Raw genomic sequence first — 23,763 nt, forward strand, 5'->3', positions numbered from 1 at the left:
CACCTGCCATGCGCCGCTGGGGAACTGAACGCATCGTTGGCCTGCATCATCCGCAGGTCAACGAGCATCACCTGGAATCGACGGGGTTGCCCGTGGACAGCCGTCTGCGTTTGCTCAGTTTCAATATCCAGGTCGGCATCAGTACCGAGCGCTATCGGCACTATCTGACCCGCGGCTGGCAGCATCTGTTACCGCATACCGGGCGTGCCGACAACCTGCAAAAAATCGGTAATCTGCTGGGCGACTTCGATCTGGTCGCCTTGCAGGAAGCCGATGGCGGCAGCCTGCGATCAGGCTACGTCAATCAGGTCGAACACCTGGCGCAGCTCGGCGCTTTCCCCTACTGGTATCAACAACTCAATCGCAATCTCGGTCATCTCGGCCAGCACAGCAATGGCGTGCTCAGCCGCCTGCGCCCGTGGGCGATTGAAGATCATCCTCTGCCAGGGCCCAAGGGTCGCGGGGCGATTCTGGTGCGCTTCGGCGAAGGTCCGGAGGCGCTTGTGGTGGTAATGATGCATCTGGCGCTGGGCGCTCGCACCCGTAGCCTGCAACTGGCCTACATCCGCGAATTGATCGGCGGCTTTAAACACCAGGTGCTGATGGGCGACATGAATACCCATGCCAGTGACTTGCTGCAAAACTCCCCGTTGCGTGATTTGGGCCTGCTCGCGCCGCAACTGGAAGCGACCTTCCCCAGCTGGCGCCCACAGCGTTGCCTGGACCATATTCTGCTCAGCCCCACCCTGACCCTTGAAAAGGTCGAAGTGCTGGCACAACCCATTTCCGATCACCTGCCGGTCGCGGTAGAGATTCGTCTGCCGGGTTCGCTCACGGTCGATGCATTACCCGCGTTGAGTCCTGCCTGAATGAGCGACGAAACACAGCGCTGGAAAGAGAAATACCTCAAAAGCATCGAACAACAGGAAAAGCTGGAACGTCGATGGGACGCCCGGCTCGACCTGCTGCGTCGTGGGCTGGTGCGCAGTACCCTGGCCGCAGAAGGTACCGATCGCGCCGTTGACCAATGCATGAAGGAAATGCGCGAAGTCGTACGCACCGATGACATGGACGCCGGCCTGGCGGCCTTACTGCCGCGCCTGGAAAAAGCCGTGCTCGACTCCGAGCAACGCCGGGAAACCCGGGTCGATCAAGTCAGTGCCGCCCTGGCGGCGCTGGTCTCTCAGCTGCAAGCATTGCCTTTGCCCCGGGAAGTGAGCCGGCCGCTGAAAAATTTCGCTAAACAACTGGACGGACGCGTAGGCCAGGCCCGCGAAATTCCGTTGCTGCTCAGCGAGCTGAGCGGCTTGCAAGGCAAAGCCTTGAACCTGCTGGAGACCCCTGCCGAACCTGATCGTCCAGGTTTTCTGCAGCGCCTGTTCAGTAGGGAAACGGAGGAGACCGCGCCACAACTCGTCGCCGCCGAATCGCAAATGCCTGCCCCGCAACCTGTCGAACCGGTTGCAGCATCGGCCGAGCCCCCACAAGCGATGGCCAATCTCACGCCAGCCGCCGTTAAACCGCTAGTGGCGTTGCCAACCGTAGAAGCCGCCCTGCCCGCATCTGCACGTCCTGAGCCAGCGCACATTCAGGCGCCAACAGCAATGACATCTGCAACTGAAGTCGTGGCGTTTGACCCGCCCGTCTTTGAACCAGAAGCCACGAGCAGCCAGGTTCCGGAGTTACAACCCCGTCCGAATATCGAGCAACCCCAAGAGCCGGCTCCATCTATCGCCCTACCGGCCATACAGGCTCCGTCGGCAATCAATCCCGATGAACTGACACCGGAGCCCATCGATTCAGAGCCTTCCGAGCACGATATTCTGTATGCCCTGCCGGACTCACCGGAGCCGTCCTACAGCTCTGTCGCCAAGCACATCGAAGATACGCTGCTGGGCCTTCTCGATGACCTGGCATTGCCCGAGCGCTATCGTCCACAAGCCGAGGCGATGCGCGATCGTCTTCAAAGCGGCTTGAACTGGTACGAACTGCTGCCCATCCTCGATGACCTGGCAACGTTAATGCTGGCAATTACCGACAGCGGCCAGCACGAATTCGAGGCGTACCTGCAGCAACTCAACGAACGCCTCGAGTCATTTCAGAGCAACCTGCAAGCGGCGAGCGACGGCCACGCTGACAACCGCTCGGCCGCGCGGGAAATGGACACGCAAATTCGCGAGCAAGTCGATGGCTTGCAAAGCAGCATGCAAGAAGCGGCGGACCTTGATGACCTCAAGCATGTGCTGGAAAACCACCTCGAAGGCTTGCTCGGCACCATGGACCAGCACCAGAAACAGCGCGACGAGCGTGAGCAGGAAGTAGCCGCCCGCTTGCAAAGTCTGGCCGAAAGGGTTGCCCATATGGAGGAGGAAGCCCTGGGCTACCGCGAACATCTCGAAGAGCAGCGTCAGAAGGCGCTGATCGATCCATTGACCGGCCTGCCGAATCGAGCGGCCTGGGGCGAACGCCTGGAGCATGAAATCGGCCAATGGCAACAACAGGGCAATACCTTGTTGCTGGCAATGCTCGACCTCGATCATTTCAAACGCATCAATGACAACTATGGTCATCTGGCAGGCGACAAGGTGCTGAAAATCATCGCCAGCGTGCTACGCAAGCGTCTGCGCGGGACTGATTTCATTGCCCGGTTCGGCGGTGAGGAGTTTGTACTGTTGATGCCTGCCACACTACCTATGGTCGGCGCGAAACTGCTGGAAACCTTGCGCGCATCGATCGAAGCCTGCCCGTTTCACTTCAAGGGCAAGCGAGTCACCATTACCATTTCCATGGGACTGACCGCCTTCAGACCAGGCGAACATAGCGATCTTGTGCTTAAAAGAGCTGATCAGGCGTTATACCGGGCGAAAAATACCGGACGAAATCGAGTTGAACTGGGCTAACGGGCCAATTGTTCCATTTTGTTTAAAGGAGTGTTTTTTGCCGTTAGCGCCGCAAGGCAATACGTTACACTGTTGCATTATTGTCTTTGCGTGTACTGTCTCCTGCCATGAAATGTCTTATTTTTATTGCGTCGCTGCTTCTATTAGCCGGTTGTGCCAGCGGCCCACGAATCGATACCAGCCACTCTTCAGCCAATCACGACAGCCGTATTCAGTTCGTGGTGATGCATTACACGTCCGCATCCCTGGAGAACTCGTTGCAATTGCTGACCCATGGCGAGGTCAGCAGCCACTACCTGATTAGCGACGACAAGCGCGCCACTATTTATAAGCTCATGGATGAAAATGTCCGGGCCTGGCACGCAGGCGAAAGCGAATGGCAGGGCCGGACCTGGCTGAACTCCAGTTCCATTGGCATCGAAATCGTTAATCAGGGCTTTGAGGACACCCCGACCGGGCGTCTCTGGTATCCCTATAGCGAAGCCCAGATTGAGTCGATGATCTTCCTGCTCAAGGACATCAGCAAGCGCCAAGGCATCAGCCCCCGCCATATCATCGGCCATAGCGACATCGCACCGATGCGCAAGCTTGACCCTGGCCCACTGTTCCCCTGGAAGCGCCTGGCTGCCGAAGGCTTGGGGATCTGGCCGAACGAGCAGGCCGTGGCGCGGCAACAAGCGCAGTTCGCCGTGCAATTGCCAAGTATCAGTTGGTTTCAGGCACAGCTTGCCCGCGTGGGATACGCCACGCCGCAAACCGGCGAACTGGATGCAGCGACACGCAATGTGCTGGCGGCCTTTCAACTGCATTTTCGCCCTTCCCGTTTCGACGGCACACCGGACGCACAAACCGCGGCGCTTCTTCAGGTGTTGAACCAGACAAAATAATGACGCCCGCCCGACGGTCAGCGCTTTTTCCTGATCAGCAGCTATAACTCATTGGTAATTCTTCGGATATTCCATGATGCCTGCTGCTCGGGAGAGACTGCATAGCTGGTTCTATCGCCCTTGGTTTTTGGCGATGCTGGCGACTGCCTTGAGCGCAACGATTCTAACGGTCGGCAGTTTGTTCGTGGCGATGAATCAAGTCGAGCACAACGAAAGCCAGGAAATGAATGCCCAAGGTGAGCGCTTCCTGGCCCGCCTGGAGCAACTGTTCGGACAACTGCGCGAAAGCCTCGATGACCTGCAAGCCCAGCCGCTGCGAAGTTGCGATGACGAAATGATCGCTACCCTGCAGCAGGTCAGCTTCAATTACCGCTTCGTTTATGAAGCCGTTTATATGGACACTTCGCGAACCTGCTCCAACCGGCCCCGCCAGGAAGGGGTATCGCTGATCCGACCGCCGGACATCAAGGGCCCCACCTACAGCTATTGGCTGAACACCACCACCGAACCCGATGAGAACCGCGCCGCACTGATGCTTGGGCGTGGCAATTTCCGGGTGGCGACATCGCGCGGGCATTTGACCGACATGGTCGATCTGTCTCCCGGGAGTAGCCTGTTGGTGGTGCTCGACCACGGCAGCCGGGCGGTTCCGGTACTCGGTGTCGAGCAGGCCTGGCCCCCGGCGGAACCCTGGCCGCCGAAAAGCCGCGATGCGTTGCAAGTTACTCATACCCACCTGATTTACCAAATGCCCAATAACACACCCGACTACCAACTGGTACTGATCACCCCTCGCACCGGAATGCATGTACCCGCGGTATGGTGGTGGCTACTGCCGGCCAGCCTGGCGCTGAGTGCTTGTGTCGGCATTTTGGTGTTTCTGCTAGTACGCCAGCGGCAATCGCTGGATGCCGAACTGCAAGGCGCCATTCGGCGAGGCGAGTTGCAGGTGTTGTATCAACCGATCTTCGACCTCGACAGCCGCAACTGCGTCGGTGCCGAAGCCCTGCTGCGCTGGCGAAGGCCGGACGGTACGCTGACCAGTCCCGACCTGTTCATTCCGATGGCGGAGAATACTGGCCAGATCCGCCAGATGACTGACTTCGTATTGCAGCGCCTGCTGGAACAGCTCGGGCAACTGTTGCGGTCCAATCCGCAACTGTACATTTCGGTCAACCTGGCGGCCTGCGATGTCATGGTGCCGCGTATTGGTCAGGTAATGGCGCGCCTGTTGAGCCTGCACCGAGTGGCGGCCAGGCAGATTGCCTTTGAAGTGACCGAGCGCGGTTTGGTGGATGTGGTGGTGGCCAGAGAAAACCTGCAAGCCCTGCGGGATGTCGGGCATCAGGTGCTGATCGACGACTTTGGCACCGGCTATTGCAGCCTTGCCTACCTGCAAACCCTACCGGTGGACTGCCTGAAAATCGACAAGGCATTTATCGACGCGCTGGGCCATGATGCCGCCAGCAGCGGCGTGGCACCGCACATCATTCGCATGGCTCAGGCCCTGCAACTCAAGGTCATTGCAGAAGGCATCGAACATGAAGCCCAAGTGCTGTTTCTGAGCAGTGAAGGGGTGAAGTTCGGTCAAGGCTGGCTGTTCTCCCACGCACTGAGCGCCGTACAGTTCATCGAACTGATTACCCGTGGCCGCCGACTGACCACGCGACGTCTGGATGACGACGCCTGAGATGGGTCAGGCTTATACCACCAGCGCCATGTAGAACTGCGTACCCTGTCCAGGCCGGGAGTAGACACCCATCCGCCCGCCATGCAGCTGCACGATTTCCTTGCACAGCGCCAGACCGAGCCCGGCCCCGCCCTTTTTGCGGCCAACCTGGACAAAGGGTTCGAAGATCCGTCCCTGCTGGCCGTAGGCAATGCCTTCGCCGTTGTCCTCGACACTGATAATCATCCGCTCCCCATGCCGCCTGGCCTGCAAACGTATCAGCCCGTCACGGGAGGTATGGCGCAAGGCGTTGTCGATCAGGTTGTCGAGCACCCGCTCCAGTTGCACCTGATCGGCTTGCAGTCGCGGCAACGGTCCCTGCACTTCCACCAGCAACTCAATGCCCTTCTCCTGCGCCGAGCTGGCAAAACGCACCTGGGCCTGCTCCAGCAAATCCTCAATGGAACACGGTGCCAGCGTGAGTTTTTGCAGGCCATTCTGATACCGGGAGAAATTCAGCAGATCATTGATCAACTGCATCAGGCGCTGCATTTCTTCGTTGACGGTGTCCAGCAAGTCAGCCTCACGGGAGTCTTTGGCAAAATGCACCCGCTCGCGGAACAGACCGAATGCCATGTGCATCCCGGTGACCGGTGTGCGCAACTCATGGGAAGCACGCAAGACGAACTCGCTGCGCGCCCGTTCGAATGTGCGCTGCTCGGTGACGTCATGCAGCACCATTACGGCGCCGAGAATATGCCCTTGGGTATGGCTGACCGGCGTCAGGCTATACGTCAACAATCGAGACTCACCATCGACCTCGATGCTCAGGTCGTCCGGCGCTCGCTCCAGAGCGCCGCCGCGCAGCACCAGTTGCAGCTGTTCATCCAGTTCGGGACGCTCAAGCGCCGTGCCCAGCCCTTGACCGAAACGATCGCTGTCCCAGCCTAACTGGCGCTGAGCCACGGGGTTAAGGTGCTCGAGATGACCTTGACGATCAATGATCAGCAAACCGTCGTCGATGCTGTCGAGCACCGCTTGCAAACGTTGTTGGCCGGCGAGCAGTTCGTCGATATTGGTCGCCTGGTGCTCACGCAAGGCCTCGGCCATGATTCCAAAACGCCGGGTCAACTGGTTCATTTCCAGCCCGGAAGAAATCGGCAGGGTCACTTCGAAATTGCCTTGGCCAATATTGTCAGCGGCCTGCACCAGCGCCTCGATCGGAGCCCCGAAACGCCGGGCGATCGCATGGGCGGTAATGAAGCCGATGAACAACACCCCCACCCCGACCAACCCAAGCAGGCCGGCAATCAACAGTGCCCGCTCCCGGGCCTGACGTTCGATCTCAGTGATGCTATCCAGCGCGCGCTTCTGTTCAGAGATCAAACCGTTGCGCAACACGTTGAATTTTTCCGTGAGATCCCCGTCACCACTGACTACCTGTATCGGAGCGCGGGAAAGATCAAAGGCCTGCAACAAGCTCTGATAATCAGCCTTGGCCTTTTTGAAACTGTACTGGGCAACCTCGCTGGAAGGCTCGCGGGCAATGCCTTCGTCGAGCAACTCAAGGGAATGCTGCCTGGATGCCTCGAACGCCGCAGGATCAGGGTTCTCGCCGAGCATGATGATCAGTTGATCACCCAGGGCCTGACGCAGCTTCAATCCCAGATTCAGCGTGACGAAGTTGTCACGGATCAGGGCTTCCTGAGTCCCTGCCATCTGCATCACGCTGACCAGCCCGAGCAACAGCCCAAGCAGCGCCACGGTCATCAGCGCGGAAATACTCAGAAACAGCCGGGTGCGCAACGTCATCGCCAGTTTCATCGATTACAACTCACAGATTGTACTGCTTGCGTTTGCGGTACAGGGTCGAAGCATCGATACCCAGGGTCTTGGCCGCCTGATCCAGCGTATCGGCCGTGGCCAGGACCGCGCCAATGTGAGCTTTTTCCAATTCATCCAGGCTCAGTGCAGCGCCGATGCGCGGCGTGTGGTTGGTCGGGATCTCGGCCATGCCCAAGTGGCTGAGCTCTACCCGCTCCTGCGGACAAATAATGCTCGCGCGCTCCACCACGTTGCGCAGCTCGCGAATGTTGCCCGGCCAGCGGTAGCCGAGCAGCGCTTCGCGGGCCTCGTCGCTGAAACATCTGGCCGGGCGCGAGTATTCCTTGACGAAGCGTGCCAGGAAACGGTCAGCCAGGTTCAGAATGTCTTCCCTGCGTTCGCGAAGTGGCGGCAGGTGCAAGGTGATGACGTTCAGGCGATAGAGCAAGTCTTCACGAAAGCGGCCATCGCGAACCATGTCTTCAAGGTTGAGGTTAGTCGCTGCGAGGATTCGCACATCGGCACGGCGGGTCACCGGGTCGCCCACGCGTTCGTATTCCTTGTCCTGAATGAAACGCAGCAATTTTGGCTGCAAGGTCAATGGAAAATCGCCGATCTCGTCGAGAAATAACGTTCCGCCGTCGGCCTGGTTAACACGACCCAAGGTACTTTCACTGGCACCGGTGAACGCGCCGCGGCTGTGTCCGAAGAGTTCGCTGTCCATCAATTCTGCTGTCAGGGACGGGCAGTTGACGGTGACGCAGGACTTCTTCTGGCGTTTGCTCCAGCCGTGAATGGCCCGTGACAGCTCACCTTTACCCGTGCCGGATTCGCCGAGAAGCAGGATATTGGCGTCAGTACTGGCGACCTGGCGCGCCGTTTCGAGCACCACTTTCATGGCCGGACTGTGGGAATCCAGGCCCTCCTTGGGTTTTCGCACTTCACCTTCGAGGGCTTCCAGGCGCGCCGAGAGTTGCCGTACTTCCAGCTGTTTGGCAGTGGCCAGACGCAACTGGTCGGGGCTGCAAGGTTTGACCAGGTAGTCGGCGGCGCCGGCCTGAATCGCATCCACGGCAGTGTCCACGGCCGAGTGAGCAGTGACGATCACCACCCGCATCCAAGGCGCCTGGATGCGCATCTGGGCCAGCACATCCAGGCCGTTATCTTCCCCCAGGCGCAAATCGAGGAAGCACAGATCGAAAACCTGGCGCTGCAACAAGGCTTCGGCCTGAGCAGCGCTGGTCGCGGTGGCCACGCTGTAGCCTTCGTCTTCGAGGCAATAGCGAAAGGTTCGAAGGATGGCGGATTCATCATCCACCAGCAGAATGCGGCCTTGATGCTCAGTGGCTGATTCCATGTTCCTACGCTCCTTTAATTGATGATTGGGTTAGTCCCGGAAAAAATCGGGCAAGTTGCATGATTGAGTGTGGTCGATTCCAGACAAAACAGCGGAGCTATCTACTCAGCGACAACATAATTCACTGATTTATCTGATTTTTTATTAATAGACCATTCTTCGGCGATTGCCTGCGTCCCTTTCTGACATCTGTGCCCTTCCCTCAATTCCAAAAATATTGAAAGTTTCGGCGAGCTCATCGTGCATTAAGCACGACCTCAAAAGAGGCATCGTGCAGGATGCGTCCGAAACGATTTTCACAGAACATATAACTTATTGATTTTAATCGTATTAAACCTAGCAATAAGGTGGCATGCAGGCTGCAGGAGTCTGGGTAATCAGGGCATTTAATGAACCAGCGCCCGCCAAAGAATACGACCCAATGTGGGGAGGAACTTCAGGATGAATCGCCAAGGTGCCGCCCAATTACGTATCTCGCCATTGCATGTCCAGCAAGGCCTGATTGCCTTGCTGGCGCTGTTGATCACCTTGATTGGAGGCCAGCAATTCTTGCGTTGGGAACAGAGCCAGCAGCCGGAGACGCCGCACCTGTCGATTCCACATACCCCACAAACCCACTTCAGCGCCGCCAGCAACCTGACTGACAACGACTCAATGCGAATGATGGACGTCGACCAGGCCCAGCCTGTTGATGAGACGCCTCAAGAACGTTGGGTGTTTTAAGCAAACGAACTTGGCGTGCTCGACACGCCCGGAAAGCACCACAAGCAACTCCTTTAAACAGATGCGTAAGGAGAATCACCATGTTGAGCTGGGCAATCACATTCTTGATCATTGCCATCATCGCCGCAGTACTGGGCTTCGGTGGTATCGCGGGCACCGCCACGGGTATCGCCAAGATTCTCTTTGTCGTGTTCCTGGTGATGTTCATTGCTTCCTTCTTCTTTGGCCGCCGCGGTCGAGGCTGAAATAACTGAAGAAAGAGTTCGAAACATGAAAGAGGCCACAGCGCTTCTTTCCACTGCGCTACCCGAGGACGGTAGACGCATGACCAAGGGGTCGGGACGCTCTGACTGCTTCAGGGTCGCAGTGACCTACAGGTACAGGGAGTACCTGCGCAAGGGCCGGGTCAGGCAAAGCTGCGACGCAAGTTCGCCGGGGCCCGAGGTGGCTCGACGAACTTGCGGAGGGCTTCAACGTGCAAAACGTTGATCTAGAGCATTCAGCTCATCTGTTATTGCTGCATATTCCCCGCAAAACCGTTTCGCGGTGTTTCTTCGTGACCGTATATCGAGAAAGCTCCGACGCTCTCGATAGGATAATTCGCAGCAAAACGTAGGCCTTTTCCCAAATTTCCATCTATTTAAAAAACATCGACCTGCGCTGAAATGGCCGGTTCACGGCACTTATGCCCGCCTGAATGTCATATTCAAACCGGCTGGGACGCGGGTTTCAGTTGGAAAATCTCATGCCGATTCGGCATAGGGTAGGCGTTTACGGCATTAGACGGCGCTTCCCGGCATCGGAATAGTTGCGCCTTTTTTCGCTGCCTGAGAGCCGTAAATGCTCGCTCGCGGGGACCTTATACGGGGGCCGGTGCAAAACTTGTTCGCCATTAGGCGTTTCAGTTCATGCATCGGCCTGAGTCAAACGCAAGTAAGGGTAAAGATATGAAGAAGGCAAAGCTTAGCCTCGCCTGGCAGATCCTCATCGGTCTGGTTCTGGGGATAGCAATTGGTGCACTGCTCAACCATTTCAGTGCCGAAAAAGCCTGGTGGATCAGCAACGTCCTGCAACCGGCAGGCGATATCTTTATCCGTCTGATCAAGATGATCGTGATCCCGATTGTGATCTCCTCGCTCGTCGTCGGCATTGCTGGCGTGGGTGACGCGAAGAAACTCGGTCGCATCGGTCTGAAGACCATCATCTACTTCGAAATCGTCACCACCATCGCCATTCTGGTCGGCCTGGTGTTGGCCAACGTGGTCCATCCGGGCACCGGCATCGACATGAGCACCCTGGGTACGGTGGATATTTCCAAGTACCAGGCCACTGCCGCCGAGGTTCAGCATGAACATGCGTTCATCCAGACCATCCTCAATCTGATCCCGTCGAACATCTTTGCGGCCATGGCGCGTGGCGAGATGTTGCCGATCATCTTCTTCTCCGTGTTGTTCGGCCTCGGTCTGTCGAGCCTGCAATCGGACCTGCGCGAGCCGCTGGTGAAGATGTTCCAGGGCGTGTCGGAGAGCATGTTCAAGGTCACTCACATGATCATGAACTACGCGCCTATTGGTGTTTTCGCTTTAATCGCGGTGACCGTGGCCAACTTCGGCTTCGCCTCTCTGCTGCCGCTGGCCAAACTGGTCATCCTGGTTTACTTCGCCATTGCCTTCTTCGCCTTCGTGGTGCTGGGCCTGATCGCTCGCCTGTTCGGCTTCTCGGTGATCAAGCTGATGCGCATCTTCAAGGATGAGCTGGTCCTGGCCTACTCCACCGCCAGTTCCGAAACCGTGCTGCCGCGCGTGATCGAGAAGATGGAAGCCTACGGCGCGCCGAAAGCCATTTGCAGTTTTGTGGTGCCGACCGGCTACTCGTTCAACCTCGACGGCTCGACCCTGTACCAGAGCATCGCGGCGATCTTCATTGCCCAGCTCTATGGCATCGACTTGTCCATCAGCCAGCAAGTGCTGCTGGTGCTGACGCTGATGGTCACCTCCAAAGGCATCGCCGGCGTACCGGGCGTGTCCTTCGTGGTGCTGCTGGCCACATTGGGCAGCGTCGGTATTCCGTTGGAAGGCCTGGCATTCATCGCCGGTGTCGACCGCATCATGGACATGGCCCGTACCGCGTTGAACGTGATCGGCAACGCCTTGGCCGTATTGGTTATCGCTCGTTGGGAAGGCATGTACGACGATGCCAAGGGCGAGCGCTACTGGAACTCCCTGCCGCACTGGCGCAGCAAGGAAAAGCTGCCGGTTGGCGAAATTTCCAGCAACTGACGTAGATCCCTGTAGGAGCGAGGCTTGCCCGCGAATGGGACGCCGCGGTGTTTCAGTTGCACCGCGTCATCGTTCTTCGCTGGCAAGCCATGCTCCTACAGGACGGAGTTGCACGCACATTATGTGTAGGGCGCAATCCCGCAGAGCGATAAACGCTCGCAAACAAACCCCGGAGAAATCCGGGGTTTGTCGTTTCTGCCTGCCCCGCTATCATTCGCCGCATCTTCCGGGGGATTTGACTGATGCTTAATGGCCTGTGGCTTGGCTTCTTCATCGTGGCTGCCGTTTCGGCGCTGGCGCAATGGCTGATCGGCGGCAACGCCGGGATCTTCGCGGCGATGGTAGAAAGCATTTTCGCCATGGCCAAATTGTCGGTCGAGGTCATGATCCTGCTGTTCGGCACTCTCACCCTCTGGCTGGGTTTTTTGCGGATCGCCGAAAAGGCCGGGATCGTCGAGTGGCTGGCCAAGGCGTTGGGCCCGCTGTTCCTGCGCCTGATGCCGGAAGTGCCGCCCGGACACCCGGCCATCGGTCTGATCACACTCAATTTCGCCGCCAACGGCCTGGGGCTGGACAACGCCGCCACGCCGATCGGCCTCAAAGCCATGAAGGCGCTGCAAGAACTCAATCCCAGCGACACCATCGCCAGCAACGCGCAGATCCTCTTCCTGGTGCTCAACGCCTCGTCCCTGACCCTGCTGCCAGTGACGATCTTCATGTACCGCGCCCAGCAAGGCGCGCCCGATCCGACCCTGGTGTTCCTGCCGATTCTGCTCGCGACCAGTTGTTCGACCCTGGTCGGTCTGTTGTCGGTGGCGTTCATGCAGCGTCTGCGCCTGTGGGACCCGGTGGTGCTCGCCTACCTGATTCCCGGTGCCCTGGCCCTCGGTGCGTTCATGGCGCTGCTGGCGACGCTCTCGGCGACCGCTCTGGCGAGTCTGTCATCGATCCTCGGCAACCTGACGCTGTTCGGGCTGACCATGCTGTTTCTGGTGATCGGCGCATTTCGCAAAGTGAAGGTCTACGAGGCGTTCATCGAGGGCGCCAAAGAAGGCTTCGACGTGGCCAAGAATCTGCTGCCGTATCTGGTGGCGATGCTCTGCGCCGTGGGCGTATTGCGGGCGTCCGGAGCGCTGGATTTCGGTCTGGACGGGATTCGTCATCTGGTGGAGTGGGCCGGTTGGGACACGCGTTTCGTCGATGCGCTGCCGACGGCCATGGTCAAACCCTTCTCCGGCAGCGCCGCGCGGGCGATGCTGATTGAAACCATGAAGACCGAAGGGGTAGACAGCTTCCCGGCGCTGGTGGCGGCGACGATTCAGGGCAGTACCGAGACGACCTTCTATGTACTGGCGGTGTACTTCGGCGCGGTGGGCATTCAGCGTGCACGGCATGCGGTGGGGTGTGCGTTGCTGGCGGAGTTGGCGGGTGTGCTTGGCGCGATCGGGGTTTGCTACTGGTTCTTTGGCTGACCGAAAAACCTGTGGGAGCGAGCTTGCTCGCGAAGAGGCCGGTACATTCAACATCTCTGTTGACTGACACACCGCCTTCGCGAGCAAGTCGAATCGTCGCACCGCCGCTCCCACATTAAAAATGCGTCCGACCTTTATGGCGTCAACGGCGGCACAACCTTCTGACCTTGCTCCACCGTCCAAGCCACCACCTGCGCCGTCAATTGATCGCTGGCCTGGCCAAAACCGGTCACCACCGCCGGCACCTTCACATCGCTCAACGGCTGACGCACTTCAAAGCGCCGACTGGCGAGGATTCGCTGGTCATACCCACGCACCAACAACGCATCCAGGCGCACGACCACGCTCGCCGCCGTGCCTTGGTACTCGGTCTGGAACGCTTGCAGGTTGCCGCCCAGCTCCAGGTCTGCCTGGAAATTACTGTCATCGGTGCTGAGCAACGGCACGCGACCGTCACCCTGGAAACCATCGAGCAGACGATTGCGCAACAGCACCGGTGCCGGATCGCTCCAGCGTGAAGCCTTGTAGCTGCTGATCAGGTCACCTTGAGGTATCACTGCGATTTTCGAGTTGTTCAAGGCTTCGCTGGTCTGAGGCTTGGCCAGCCGCAACGACCAGCGTTGCGGCGTGCCGTGAAGGGCCGATGCGTCGCTCTGCGTCGATGGCAGGCGATAGACATCGGACGGCTCGGTCTTGGGGAAAATCGAACAGGAAGCGACCAACGCAAAACCGGCGAGGAGGGCGAGATGAGCCAGCTTCATGGCGTGAACTCCTTGTTCTTGTCATTGCCCAGCAGGTAACCGCTGGGGTTGGCCTCAAGCCGATGGGAAATGGTTCGCAGCGAACTCAAGGTATCGCGCAGCTCACGCACCGCCGGCGCCAGGCCATTGAGGCCCTGCATGCCGCTGTTGAGGGAATCCTGATTGGCGGAGAGCAACGTGTTGATGGTCGCGCTGCTTTGTTCCAGGGACTTCATGGCTTGCTCGGCACTGCCGAACATCTGCTTGCCCTGATCGTTGAGCAGGCCGTTGGCGTTGCGCATCAACGCGGTGGTCTGTTCCAGGGTGGCGCTGGCCTGCTTGCCAACCGAAGCCAGTTGCTGCATCGCCTGACGAATGTCGCCGCGCTGGTCGGCGATGGTGCCGGTGGTTTGCTCCAGATGCTCCAGGGTGCTGCTGATAAGCGCGACGTTCTCCGAGGAAAACAACTGATTGGCGTTGTGCATCAACACGTTCACGCCCTCCATCAGATCGTTACTGTCATTCATCAACCGGGCAATGGGCGAGGGCGACGCAACGATTGTCGGCAAATTGCCGTCCTTGCCCTTGAGGGTCGGACTTTGTGGCGTGCCGCCGCTGAGCTGGATGATCGAGGTCCCGGTGATCCCGGTCAGCGCCAGTTTGGCCTGGGTGTCTTCCTTGATCGGAGTGTCTCCGCCCAGGCGAATCCGCGCCAACACCCGGCGCGGATCATTCGGGTCCAGGCGCAGCATCACCACATCGCCGACCTTGATCCCGCTGTACTGCACGGCGCTGCCCTTGGACAGGCCGCTGACCGCCTCGTTGAAGACGATTTCGTAATCCTTGAATTCGGTATCGACGCTGGACTTGGCCAGCCACAGACCGAAGAGCAGGGCGCCCGCCACCACTATGACGGTGAACAGGCCGATCAATACGTGATGGGCTCGGGTTTCCATGTCAGACCTCGTTGAGCTGGTTAGCGGCCGTCAGCGCCGCGCGGCCGCGAGGGCCATGGAAGTATTCGTGAATCCACGCATCATCGGTTTCCGACACCTTGTCGATGCCGTCCGCCACCAGCACTTTCTTCTGCGCCAGCACCGCCACTCGGTCGGTGATGGTGTATAGCGTGTCGAGGTCGTGGGTCACCAGAAACACGCTCAGGCCCAAGGCATCGCGCAGAGTCAGGATCAGCTGATCGAAACCTGCGGCGCCAATCGGGTCTAGACCGGCGGTGGGTTCGTCGAGAAACAGGATGTCCGGGTCCAGGGCCAAGGCACGGGCCAGGGCCGCGCGCTTGATCATGCCGCCGGACAGTGAAGCAGGGTATTTGTCGGCCGCCGACAATGGCAGCCCGGCCAACGCCAGTTTCACCGCCGCCAGGTGCTCGGCATCGGCACGGCTCAGGCCGGCATGTTCAATCAGGGGCAGAGCGACGTTCTCGGTCACGGTGAGCGAAGAGAACAAGGCACCTTTCTGGAACAACACACCGAACCGCCGTTCGACCAGCGAGCGCTCGTGTTCCGACAGGCTCGGCAAGTTCTTGCCGAAGACCTTCACCAGCCCTTCGCTGGGCTGACGCAGGCCGACAATGCTGCGAAGCAGCACCGATTTGCCGCTGCCGGAACCGCCGACCACCGCCAGAATCTCGCCCTTGTACAAGTCCAGGTCGAGGTTCTCGTGCACGCTCTGCCGGCCGAAGCGATTGCACAGCCCACGGACTTCGATCACCGCCTCTGAAGGCGCTCGGGGTAAACGACTCACCAGTCCATCTCCATGAAAAACAACGCAGCTACGGCGTCGAGCACGATCACCACGAAAATCGACTGCACCACGCTGGACGTGGTGTGCGCGCCGACGGACTCGGCGCTGCCGCTGACCTTGAAGCCCTCGAGGCAGCCGATGGCGGCAATCAGGAACGCAAATATCGGCGCTTTGACGATCCCCACCAGAAAGTGCTGAACGCCGATGTCCGATTGCAGCAGTGACAGGAACATCGCCGGCGAGATATCCAGCGACAGCGCGCAGACTACGCCACCGCCGACAATCCCTGACACCATCGCCAGAAAGGTCAACATCGGCAACGCCACCAGCAACGCCAGGACGCGGGGTACTACCAGCAACTCCATCGGGTCGAGGCCGAGGGTGCGGATCGCGTCGATTTCTTCGTTGGCCTTCATCGAACCGATCTGCGCGGTGAACGCACTGGCGGTGCGGCCCGCCATCAGGATCGCCGTGAGCAACACGCCGAACTCCCGCAGAAAAGAGAACGCCACCAGATCCACGGTGAAAATACTCGCGCCAAAACTGGCCAGAACCGTCGCCCCAAGAAACGCCACCACGGCGCCCACCAGAAAGGTCAGCAGGGCGACGATGGGGGCGGCGTCGAGGCCGGTCTGTTCAATGTGAGCGACCATCGGCGTGAGGCGCCAGCGCTTGGGCCGAAACAGCCCGCGAGCGATGGTTTCCAGGATCAGGCCGACGAAACCCAACAGTTGCAACGTGTCCTGCCAGACCGCGTCGACCGCGCGGCCGATGCGGGTCAGCAGTTGAATGCCGACGCTGATTTCCGGTTCTTTGATCGGCACGCAGAAATCGCTGAGTGAGCAGTACACCGTCTGCAACAAGGCGCGATCCGCGGAAGAAAGGGTGCAATCGGGGTGTTCGGCAGATTTGCCCAGACGCTCGGCCCCCAGCAACTCCACCAGCAATGACGCACCCGCCGTATCGAGCGCGCCGAGGCCATTGAGATCGATGTGGGTGTTGTTGTCGTATTGGCCACGGAGCTTTTCGCTCAGGCGGCTGAGATCGGCGTAATGGGCGAGCGTCCAGTCACCCGTGACCCGCAACAGGGCAGGGCTGTGCGAGGTATCCAGTCGGGCACTGCCGGGCATTGTGCTGCTAGTCATAAGCTCCGTGCTTGTTCGGCTATTACGCAGACCTGACTAATAACACGAACCGCGTTACTTTTCTTTGATGGGTGTGCTGTCCAGGACCTTGAAGCGCAGCACGCCAATCAGCTGACCATCCTCAGTCAGCACCCGTACCTGCCATTTTCCGGCGGGATTACCGGGGAAGTTCTGCTTGTGGGTCCAGGCGCGGTAGCCTTCCTTGCGCCCCCCGTTGATGTCCAGCGGGATACGATCGACTTCTTTACCGTTGAACATCCAGACGTGATAAATCCGTTCGGCCAGACCCCGCGGAGCGTTGATCGCGGTGAATGCATATAGCCCACCGCCACGAATCTGCTCGGCGCTGACTTCTTCCAGGCTCTTGCCGGGAGTTCGATCCTGCATTTGGGTGCTGATCGCCACATCAGTCATCCACAGGGTCGCCGGCGGCACCCAGGAGCGCAGCACCCAACCGGCGGCACCGATGCCGACGGTGATGCTGAGGATCGCCAGCGCATTGCGCACCGTGCGAATCGGGAAGATCGAGGCCAGGCTCGGGAACGACAGAAGCATGGCAATACCCAGCGCCAGCTTGAAGCTTTGGGCGGTGGTCAGGTGCAGGATGACGGGCAGGGCGGTCAGCAGGGCCGCGAACAGGGTCAGGGTATGCAGCGCCAGGAACGCCCAGCGGCGCGGTGCCAGCCATTTGTAATAGAGCGGGTCGATGATCGAAATCAGCGCCGCCATGCTCAGTAATCCCGTGAAGAACAACTGGCCGCTGTTCCAGGTGGTGGTGATTAAAAAGAACGGCAGGACAAAGAACAGGCTTTCCTGATGGATCATCTGCGTTGCATACCGCAGCAACGGCTGGGGTATTTCCCGCTTGAAGACCCTGGCGAACAGCTTGGTGAGGCTGTTTTCCAGCATCAGCCAGACCCAGCTGATCAGCATGATGGTGGTGATCCAGGTCGCCAGACCTTGTTGGCGATCCACCAGCATGAAACTGCCGACCCCGGAGATGAAACCGCCAAGCGCAATGACCCCGGGATAGCGCTTCATCAATTCGAGGATGCGCTGTACGTACAGGGTCAGATTCGGCATTCGGCGATTCACAATAGTCGTGGGAAAAATCCTCGACAGGGTACCGCCCGGGGGGGCCTGTGGCGAGGCTTGCGGTCACTTTGATCTAACCCAAAACCCTGTGGCGAGGGAGCTTGCTCCCGCTCGGCTGCGCAGCAGCCGCAATATCGGTGAATGCGGTGTGTCTGATAAACCGGGGGTGCCGTTTTCAGGGCCGCTTCGCAGCCCAACGGGAGCAAGCTCCCTCGCCACACAAAACCCATTGCCATAGGGAAATCATTGCTTTCTGCGGTGAATGCGCCAACCCAATATTCCAAGCACCATCAATCCAAATCCCCCGACAATCGCCCACATCACTTGGTCATAACTCATCAGCGGCTTCTCGATCCGCAGATAGCCCGGTTGCAGTAGCAACTGACGCATTGCCTTGTTCGCCTCGGCCAGCGTCACGCCTTGCAACGCCCTGGCCGGGTTGATGAAATGGCCGTCTTCGTAATCGCCAAGGGCGCTCCAGTAATAGTTCGCCAGGGCGCTATTGCCTTGCACGGCCCAGGCCTGGCGAGCGATGGCCGCTTGCTTGAGACGGGCGAAGGTGGCGGCATCGAGGCCGTTCTTGAGCAGATCGGCTTGAAGCTCATCCAGCACCTGTTCCGCTGCCAGCACGTCGTCGCGATCAAGGTCGGCGTTCAGGCTCATGAAGCCCACCCCGCCAAATACCTCGCGCTCGGCCGAGGGCCCGTAAGACAACCCATGGGCCAGGCGCAATTGGCGATAGAGCGCCCAGTCCAGATAGTCCTTGAGCAGGTCGAAGGTTTCGTCGTGCTGGTCTTGCAGCACCGGTTCCGGCACCAGCCAATGCAATTTGGCACCGCCGCCGACGAAACCGTTGCTCAAATTTCGCTCGTGAGCCGCGCTGGCCTGAATGTCTGGCAACGGCAGGTGAGCGCTAGGCTCAACCGCTTCGAGCGCACCATAGGCCCGTTCCAGATAGGCCGGCAGCAGGCGGTCCAGATCGCCGACCACGATCAGGGTCATGTTGTTGGGCGCGTACCAGTCCTTGCGCACCTTCTCCAATTGCTCGCGGGTCAGATGATCGACTTGCGCGTGCTCAGGGCATTTGAGGCCCAGTTCCACCGCCAACTGATTACTCGCGGTATGCCCCACGTCCTGGCGATCCAGCCAGCGTTGCAGGTGCGAGTAATGACCGCCATCTTCGCGCTCGACTATTTGCTTGGCGACGTTAATGGCATTGTCGTCAATACGAGTCTGGGTCAGCAGCGCCAACAGCAGGTCGAGGACCTTGCGCTGGTTTTTCGCCGGGGCTTCGATGACGAAGGTCGTGTCGGCATTGCTGGTGTAAGCATTCCACTCACCGCCCAGGACCTGCATGCGTTCTTCCAGACCGTCTTCGCCGGTCGCATCAATACCGCTGAACAGCAAGTGTTCGAGCAGATGCGGCAGCTCCTTGTCGGCACAGCTGAAATCATCCAGGCCGACGCCAACCACTAACCGGATCGCCACATGCCCGCGCTCAGTGCCCGGTTTGAGCACCAGTTGCAAGCCGTTGGGCAACGTATAGCCCTCGACCTGAAAGCGATCTTGGGCAAATGAAGGCAGTGAGCCAAGCAATAGACAAGCGAACAACAAACAGCGCATAACGAAGTTTCCTACGACCAGCGTAAGTTCAACAGACTTCAGGCAATGATGGACGTTCAGGGTGAATGAGTGATGTCAGCCGTATCATCGACTGCCAGAGCGCCAGTGTCTGAGGTGCCCAAAACCGCATAGGCACTGCTGCAAAACAATGAATTCAAGCGTCTCATGTCAGCAATCAGCTCCAGATGCAGCGAACTGGTCTCGATACTTTGCACGATCTTACGGTGTAAACGGCTGACATGAGCATGGGCGAGGCGGCGTTCCTGTGCACGAAAGCGACGTTTCTCACGCAGCAACTGGCGGGCACTTTCCGGATCGGCGCTGAGGAACACCGACAATCCCAGACGCAGATTGGCGATCAACTGACTGTGCAGCCCCGCCAATTCCTCCAGACCGACCTCGGAAAAAGACCGGCGTTGCGAGGTTTTCTGCTGCTGAACCTTGCGCAGCATGCGTTCGATCACGTCGCTGGCCAGTTTCAGGTTGATTGCCAGCTCGATGGTTTCCGCCCATCGCCGGCTGTCCTGCTCGCTGAGGTCTTCGCGGGGCATTTGCGCCAGATAGAGCTTGATGGCGCTGTAGAGCGCTTCGACATCATCGGTCAGGCGACGAATTTCCTGGGTGACGGCGGTCTGTTTGCCGCGCAACACGGCGAGCATGGCTTCGAGCATGCTGTCGACCAGATCGCCGATGCGCAGGGTTTCCCGAGCAGCATTGGCCAGCGCCAGACTCGGGGTGACCAGAGCGGTCGGGTCGAGATGCCGCGGTTTGGCGGTGCCGTTGATGTCCGGCCGCTCTGGCAGTAACCACCCACAGAGCTTGGCCATTGGTCCAACACTGGGCAACAAGATCAGGCAGCGCACGGTGTTGTAGAGCAGGTGGAAGCCGATGACCATTTCCTGAGGGCTGAAGTCGAGGCTGTCGATCCAGTGCACCAGCGGATCGAGCACCGGAATGATCAGCAGCAGACCAATCAGTTTGTACAACAGGCTGCCAAGCGCCACCTGACGGCCGGCCGCGTTCTGCATGCTGGTGCTGAGAAAAGCAAGAATGCCGCTGCCGATGTTGGCGCCGATCACCAGGCCGATGGCCACTGGCAAACTGATCACGCTGGCACCGGCCAGGGTCGCGGTCAGCAGGACGGCAGCCAGGCTGGAATAGGAAACCATCGCGAACAGCGCACCGACCAAGGCATCGAGCAGAATGTCGCCGGTCAAAGAGGCGAAGATGACTTTCACCCCTTGCGCCTGAGTGATCGGCGCGGCGGCCTCGACGATCAGTTGCAGCGCCAGAATGATCAGCCCCAGACCAATACTGACCCGGCCCATCTGCCCGACCCGGGTCTGCTTGCGCGACAGAAAGAAAATCACCCCGAGGAAAATCAGCAACGGCGACAGCCACGACAAGTCGAGGGTCAGTACCCGCGCCATCAGTGCGGTACCGACGTCGGCACCGAGCATGGTCGCCAGAGCCGGGGTCAGCGCCATCAGGCCCTGACCGACAAACGAGGTAACGAGCATGGCGGTGGCATTGCTGCTCTGGACCATGGCGGTCACCATGATGCCGGCAACAAACGCCAACCAGCGCCTGGACATGTTATGGGCGATCACGTGACGCAAGTTGGAACCATAAACCCGCAGGATGCCGGTTCGGACGATGTGCGTGCCCCAGATCAACAAGGTCACGGCTGATAACAAATTGAGCAGGGTGAGCATGCAGACCCCCTGTGGTGGCAGCGCCCCAGTGGGGCAAGTCGACGGTGCCGCGCGTTTTTCTACGTTCTGTACTTAAGCTGTAGTTGGCTAACGGTCTGGGCGCCAGCATCGCATAGCTAAAGAGGCGATTGAAACAAAACTGTCATGAAAACAGTTTGCTGCAGAGATGACAAAGGGGCCCGAAGGCCCCTTTGTCATCGCAGGGTGTTCGGGTTACTGACCCGGAACATCCTTGCGCAGTTTCACCGGCTCCTGCTGTTTGCGCTTTCTCGCCATCGCGGTGCGCATCTTGATGTTGATCGCTTCCACCGCCAGCGAGAACGCCATGGCAAAGTAGACGTAGCCTTTTGGCAAGTGCACGTCAAGCGATTCGGCAATCAGCACGGTACCCACCAGCAACAGGAACGACAGCGCCAGCATTTTCAGCGACGGGTGCTTGTCGATGAACTCGCTGATGGTGCCCGAGGCCCACATCATCACTAGCACAGCGACGATGATCGCCGCGACCATGACCGGTACGTGGGACACCATGCCAACGGCAGTGATGACCGAGTCCAGCGAGAACACAATGTCGATGATCGCGATCTGAATAATGGTGTAGATAAAGCTGCCACCCTTGCCGCTCGGCTCGTCGCTGACTTCATCTTCGCCTTCCAGCCCGTGGTACATCTCTTGCGAGCTCTTCCACAGCAGGAACAGACCACCGAAGAACAGGATCAGGTCACGCCCGGAAATACCCTGGCCGAATACTTCGAACAGGTCTGAGGTGAGGCGCATGACCCAGGTGATCGACAGCAGCAACAGGATCCGCGTGATCATGGCCAGCGCCAGGCCGAAAATCCGGGTGCGCGCCTGCATGTGCTTGGGCATGCGGCTGACCAGGATCGAAATCATGATGATGTTGTCGATGCCCAGGACGATCTCCAGGGCAGTCAGGGTGAAGAAGGCAACCCAGATTTCAGGGTTGGTCAGCCATTCCATGTGTATTCCTTTGAGGATGTGTTAAACCACGAAGGGCCCGGGCTTCAAACAACAAAGCCTGGACCCGTCATGGTGAGTCTTGGGCCTATAGAGTGCTGAACAGCGGAAAAATCCCCATCAGCAATGCAGCGACCAGTATGCACAGGCAAACCAGCACTGCCCACTTCAAGGTGAATCGCTGATGATCACCGAATTCGATACCGGCCAGGGCCACCAACAGATAAGTCGATGGTACCAGCGGGCTCAGCAAGTGGACGGGCTGACCGACGATCGAGGCACGTGCCATTTCCACCGCGGTTATACCGTAATGACTGGCAGCTTCGGCAAGTACCGGTAACACGCCGTAATAAAAAGCATCGTTCGACATAAAGAACGTGAACGGCATGCTCACCAGCGCGGTGATCACGGCCAGATACGGGCCGAGGAAATCCGGGATGACCGCCAGCAGGCTTTTCGACATGGCATCGACCATGCCGGTGCCCGACAGGATACCGGTGAAGATACCCGCGGCAAAGATCAACCCGACCACCGCCAGCACGCTACCGGCGTGAGCCGCGACGCGGTCCTTCTGCTGTTGCAGGCACGGGTAGTTGACGATCATCGCGATACTGAACGCCACCATGAACAGTACCGGCAGCGGCAACAGGCCGGCGACCAGGGTGCACATCAGCGCCAGGGTCAACGCGCCGTTGAACCAGATCAGCTTTGGACGACGGGCGTCCGGGAACTGCGAAACGCTGATTTCGCTGTGATCGACTTCATCACCGACCAGATGTAGCTCACCCAGACGCGCACGCTCACGTTTACCGTAGAAGTAGGCAATTGCCAGGATCGCCACCACGCCGGCCAACATCGCCGGAATCATTGGCACAAAGATGTCGGACGGATCGACATGCAGCGCACTGGCCGCACGAGCCGTCGGGCCACCCCAAGGGGTCATGTTCATCACGCCACCGGCGAGGATGATCAGACCGGCCATGATCCGCGGGCTCATGCCGATGCGGCTGTAGAGCGGCAGCATGGCGGCCACGCAGATCATATAAGTGGTCGCGCCGTCACCATCGAGGGAAACGACGAGCGCCAGTACGGCGGTACCGACCGAAACTTTGAGCGGGTCGCCCTTGACCAGTTTGAGGATCTTGCGCACGGCCGGGTCGAACAGGCCGGAGTCAATCATCAGGGCGAAGTAGAGAATGGCGAACATCAGCATCACACCGGTCGGCGCGAGCTTGGTGATGCCTTCGAGCATCATCGGGCCGATCTTCGGTGAGAAACCACCGAACAGGGCGAAAATGATCGGGATAATGATCAGAGCGATCAGCGCAGACAGGCGCTTGGTCATGATCAGGAACATGAACGTGATGACCATGGCGAAGCCAAGGAAAGTCAGCATAGGAATACTCCAGGCGTGGCGCGGCTAGGGAATGGGCGAACCGGATGGGGTCAGCGCAGAACGGGAAGCACGAGACGTACGGGCGGAGTGACAGCGAAGAGGCGGGTAGTAGCGGACATCAGAATCACCATTGTTGTTGTTTAATGGACCGGGCGGGCGATAAAACACTCGCATTGGCCAACCGGTCTATTGCCGGCAG

At 59.0% G+C, this 23,763-nt stretch carries 19 protein-coding genes; 8 read left to right on the plus strand and 11 right to left on the minus strand.

Translation table 11 applies throughout. The features are described from left to right. Nucleotides 1-8 precede the first annotated feature (8 nt). The 4 genes from CKW20_RS25885 to CKW20_RS25900 all read left to right on the plus strand — a co-directional run bounded on the left by CKW20_RS25885 (nucleotide 9) and on the right by CKW20_RS25900 (nucleotide 5,477). Nucleotides 9-869, plus strand: coding sequence for an endonuclease/exonuclease/phosphatase family protein (locus CKW20_RS25885; RefSeq protein ID WP_095055418.1), 861 nt, complete (start codon nucleotides 9-11; stop codon nucleotides 867-869). Beyond that, nucleotides 870-2,900: a GGDEF domain-containing protein gene (locus tag CKW20_RS25890; RefSeq protein ID WP_095055419.1), complete on the plus strand. Its 2,031-nt coding sequence runs from the start codon at nucleotides 870-872 to the stop codon at nucleotides 2,898-2,900. Nucleotides 2,901-3,007: 107 nt separating this feature from the next. Then, the gene (locus tag CKW20_RS25895; RefSeq protein ID WP_095055420.1) at nucleotides 3,008-3,787 is read left to right on the plus strand and encodes an N-acetylmuramoyl-L-alanine amidase; all 780 of its coding nucleotides are present in this window, start codon (nucleotides 3,008-3,010) and stop codon (nucleotides 3,785-3,787) included. A 73-nt stretch (nucleotides 3,788-3,860) separates the two neighbouring features. Further along, nucleotides 3,861-5,477, plus strand: a complete 1,617-nt coding sequence (locus tag CKW20_RS25900; protein WP_095055421.1) for an EAL domain-containing protein — start codon at nucleotides 3,861-3,863, stop codon at nucleotides 5,475-5,477. A 12-nt stretch (nucleotides 5,478-5,489) separates the two neighbouring features. Here the strand turns inward: CKW20_RS25900 and CKW20_RS25905 are convergent, their stop codons facing one another. Next, a complete protein-coding gene (locus CKW20_RS25905; protein ID WP_095055422.1) occupies nucleotides 5,490-7,280 on the minus strand; it encodes an ATP-binding protein in 1,791 nt (596 codons plus the stop codon). A gap of 10 nt (nucleotides 7,281-7,290) precedes the next feature. Then, nucleotides 7,291-8,637: a sigma-54-dependent response regulator transcription factor AlgB gene (gene algB, locus CKW20_RS25910; RefSeq protein ID WP_095055423.1), complete on the minus strand. Its 1,347-nt coding sequence runs from the start codon at nucleotides 8,635-8,637 to the stop codon at nucleotides 7,291-7,293. Nucleotides 8,638-9,078: 441 nt separating this feature from the next. Between algB and CKW20_RS25915 the strand changes: the two genes are divergently transcribed. The 4 genes from CKW20_RS25915 to CKW20_RS25935 all read left to right on the plus strand — a co-directional run bounded on the left by CKW20_RS25915 (nucleotide 9,079) and on the right by CKW20_RS25935 (nucleotide 13,111). Continuing rightward, nucleotides 9,079-9,360: a hypothetical protein gene (locus CKW20_RS25915; protein ID WP_095055424.1), complete on the plus strand. Its 282-nt coding sequence runs from the start codon at nucleotides 9,079-9,081 to the stop codon at nucleotides 9,358-9,360. Nucleotides 9,361-9,440: 80 nt separating this feature from the next. Further along, on the plus strand, nucleotides 9,441-9,605 hold the full coding sequence (locus CKW20_RS25920; RefSeq protein ID WP_003177151.1) for a DUF1328 domain-containing protein: 165 nt from the start codon (nucleotides 9,441-9,443) through the stop codon (nucleotides 9,603-9,605). Nucleotides 9,606-10,307: 702 nt separating this feature from the next. Beyond that, nucleotides 10,308-11,639: a glutamate/aspartate:proton symporter GltP gene (gene gltP / locus CKW20_RS25930; RefSeq protein ID WP_030127871.1), complete on the plus strand. Its 1,332-nt coding sequence runs from the start codon at nucleotides 10,308-10,310 to the stop codon at nucleotides 11,637-11,639. 242 nt (nucleotides 11,640-11,881) lie between these two features. Beyond that, a complete protein-coding gene (locus CKW20_RS25935; RefSeq protein ID WP_095055425.1) occupies nucleotides 11,882-13,111 on the plus strand; it encodes a nucleoside recognition domain-containing protein in 1,230 nt (409 codons plus the stop codon). A gap of 134 nt (nucleotides 13,112-13,245) precedes the next feature. Here CKW20_RS25935 and CKW20_RS25940 read toward each other — a convergent pair whose 3' ends face one another. The 9 genes from CKW20_RS25940 to CKW20_RS25980 all read right to left on the minus strand — a co-directional run bounded on the left by CKW20_RS25940 (nucleotide 13,246) and on the right by CKW20_RS25980 (nucleotide 23,564). Further along, nucleotides 13,246-13,872: an ABC-type transport auxiliary lipoprotein family protein gene (locus CKW20_RS25940; protein ID WP_095055426.1), complete on the minus strand. Its 627-nt coding sequence runs from the start codon at nucleotides 13,870-13,872 to the stop codon at nucleotides 13,246-13,248. Continuing rightward, nucleotides 13,869-14,807: an MlaD family protein gene (locus tag CKW20_RS25945; protein ID WP_095055427.1), complete on the minus strand. Its 939-nt coding sequence runs from the start codon at nucleotides 14,805-14,807 to the stop codon at nucleotides 13,869-13,871. Before CKW20_RS25945 ends, CKW20_RS25940 begins: the two co-directional genes overlap by 4 nt. Before the next feature lies 1 nt (nucleotide 14,808). Further along, nucleotides 14,809-15,612, minus strand: a complete 804-nt coding sequence (locus CKW20_RS25950) for an ABC transporter ATP-binding protein (protein WP_095055428.1) — start codon at nucleotides 15,610-15,612, stop codon at nucleotides 14,809-14,811. Next, nucleotides 15,609-16,757, minus strand: a complete 1,149-nt coding sequence (locus tag CKW20_RS25955) for an ABC transporter permease (protein WP_095055429.1) — start codon at nucleotides 16,755-16,757, stop codon at nucleotides 15,609-15,611. Before CKW20_RS25955 ends, CKW20_RS25950 begins: the two co-directional genes overlap by 4 nt. Before the next feature lie 54 nt (nucleotides 16,758-16,811). Next, on the minus strand, nucleotides 16,812-17,840 hold the full coding sequence (locus tag CKW20_RS25960) for a DUF5924 family protein (RefSeq protein ID WP_095055430.1): 1,029 nt from the start codon (nucleotides 17,838-17,840) through the stop codon (nucleotides 16,812-16,814). A gap of 255 nt (nucleotides 17,841-18,095) precedes the next feature. Beyond that, nucleotides 18,096-19,475, minus strand: coding sequence for a pitrilysin family protein (locus CKW20_RS25965; RefSeq protein WP_095055431.1), 1,380 nt, complete (start codon nucleotides 19,473-19,475; stop codon nucleotides 18,096-18,098). Nucleotides 19,476-19,531: 56 nt separating this feature from the next. Further along, nucleotides 19,532-21,190: a Na/Pi cotransporter family protein gene (locus tag CKW20_RS25970; RefSeq protein WP_095055432.1), complete on the minus strand. Its 1,659-nt coding sequence runs from the start codon at nucleotides 21,188-21,190 to the stop codon at nucleotides 19,532-19,534. A gap of 213 nt (nucleotides 21,191-21,403) precedes the next feature. Continuing rightward, nucleotides 21,404-22,171, minus strand: coding sequence for a TerC family protein (locus CKW20_RS25975; protein ID WP_095055433.1), 768 nt, complete (start codon nucleotides 22,169-22,171; stop codon nucleotides 21,404-21,406). A gap of 85 nt (nucleotides 22,172-22,256) precedes the next feature. After that, nucleotides 22,257-23,564: a CitMHS family transporter gene (locus CKW20_RS25980; RefSeq protein ID WP_095055434.1), complete on the minus strand. Its 1,308-nt coding sequence runs from the start codon at nucleotides 23,562-23,564 to the stop codon at nucleotides 22,257-22,259. Nucleotides 23,565-23,763 lie beyond the last annotated feature (199 nt).

It is taken from the genome of Pseudomonas sp. Irchel s3b2 (genome assembly GCF_900187445.1).
Lineage (GTDB): Bacteria > Pseudomonadota > Gammaproteobacteria > Pseudomonadales > Pseudomonadaceae > Aquipseudomonas.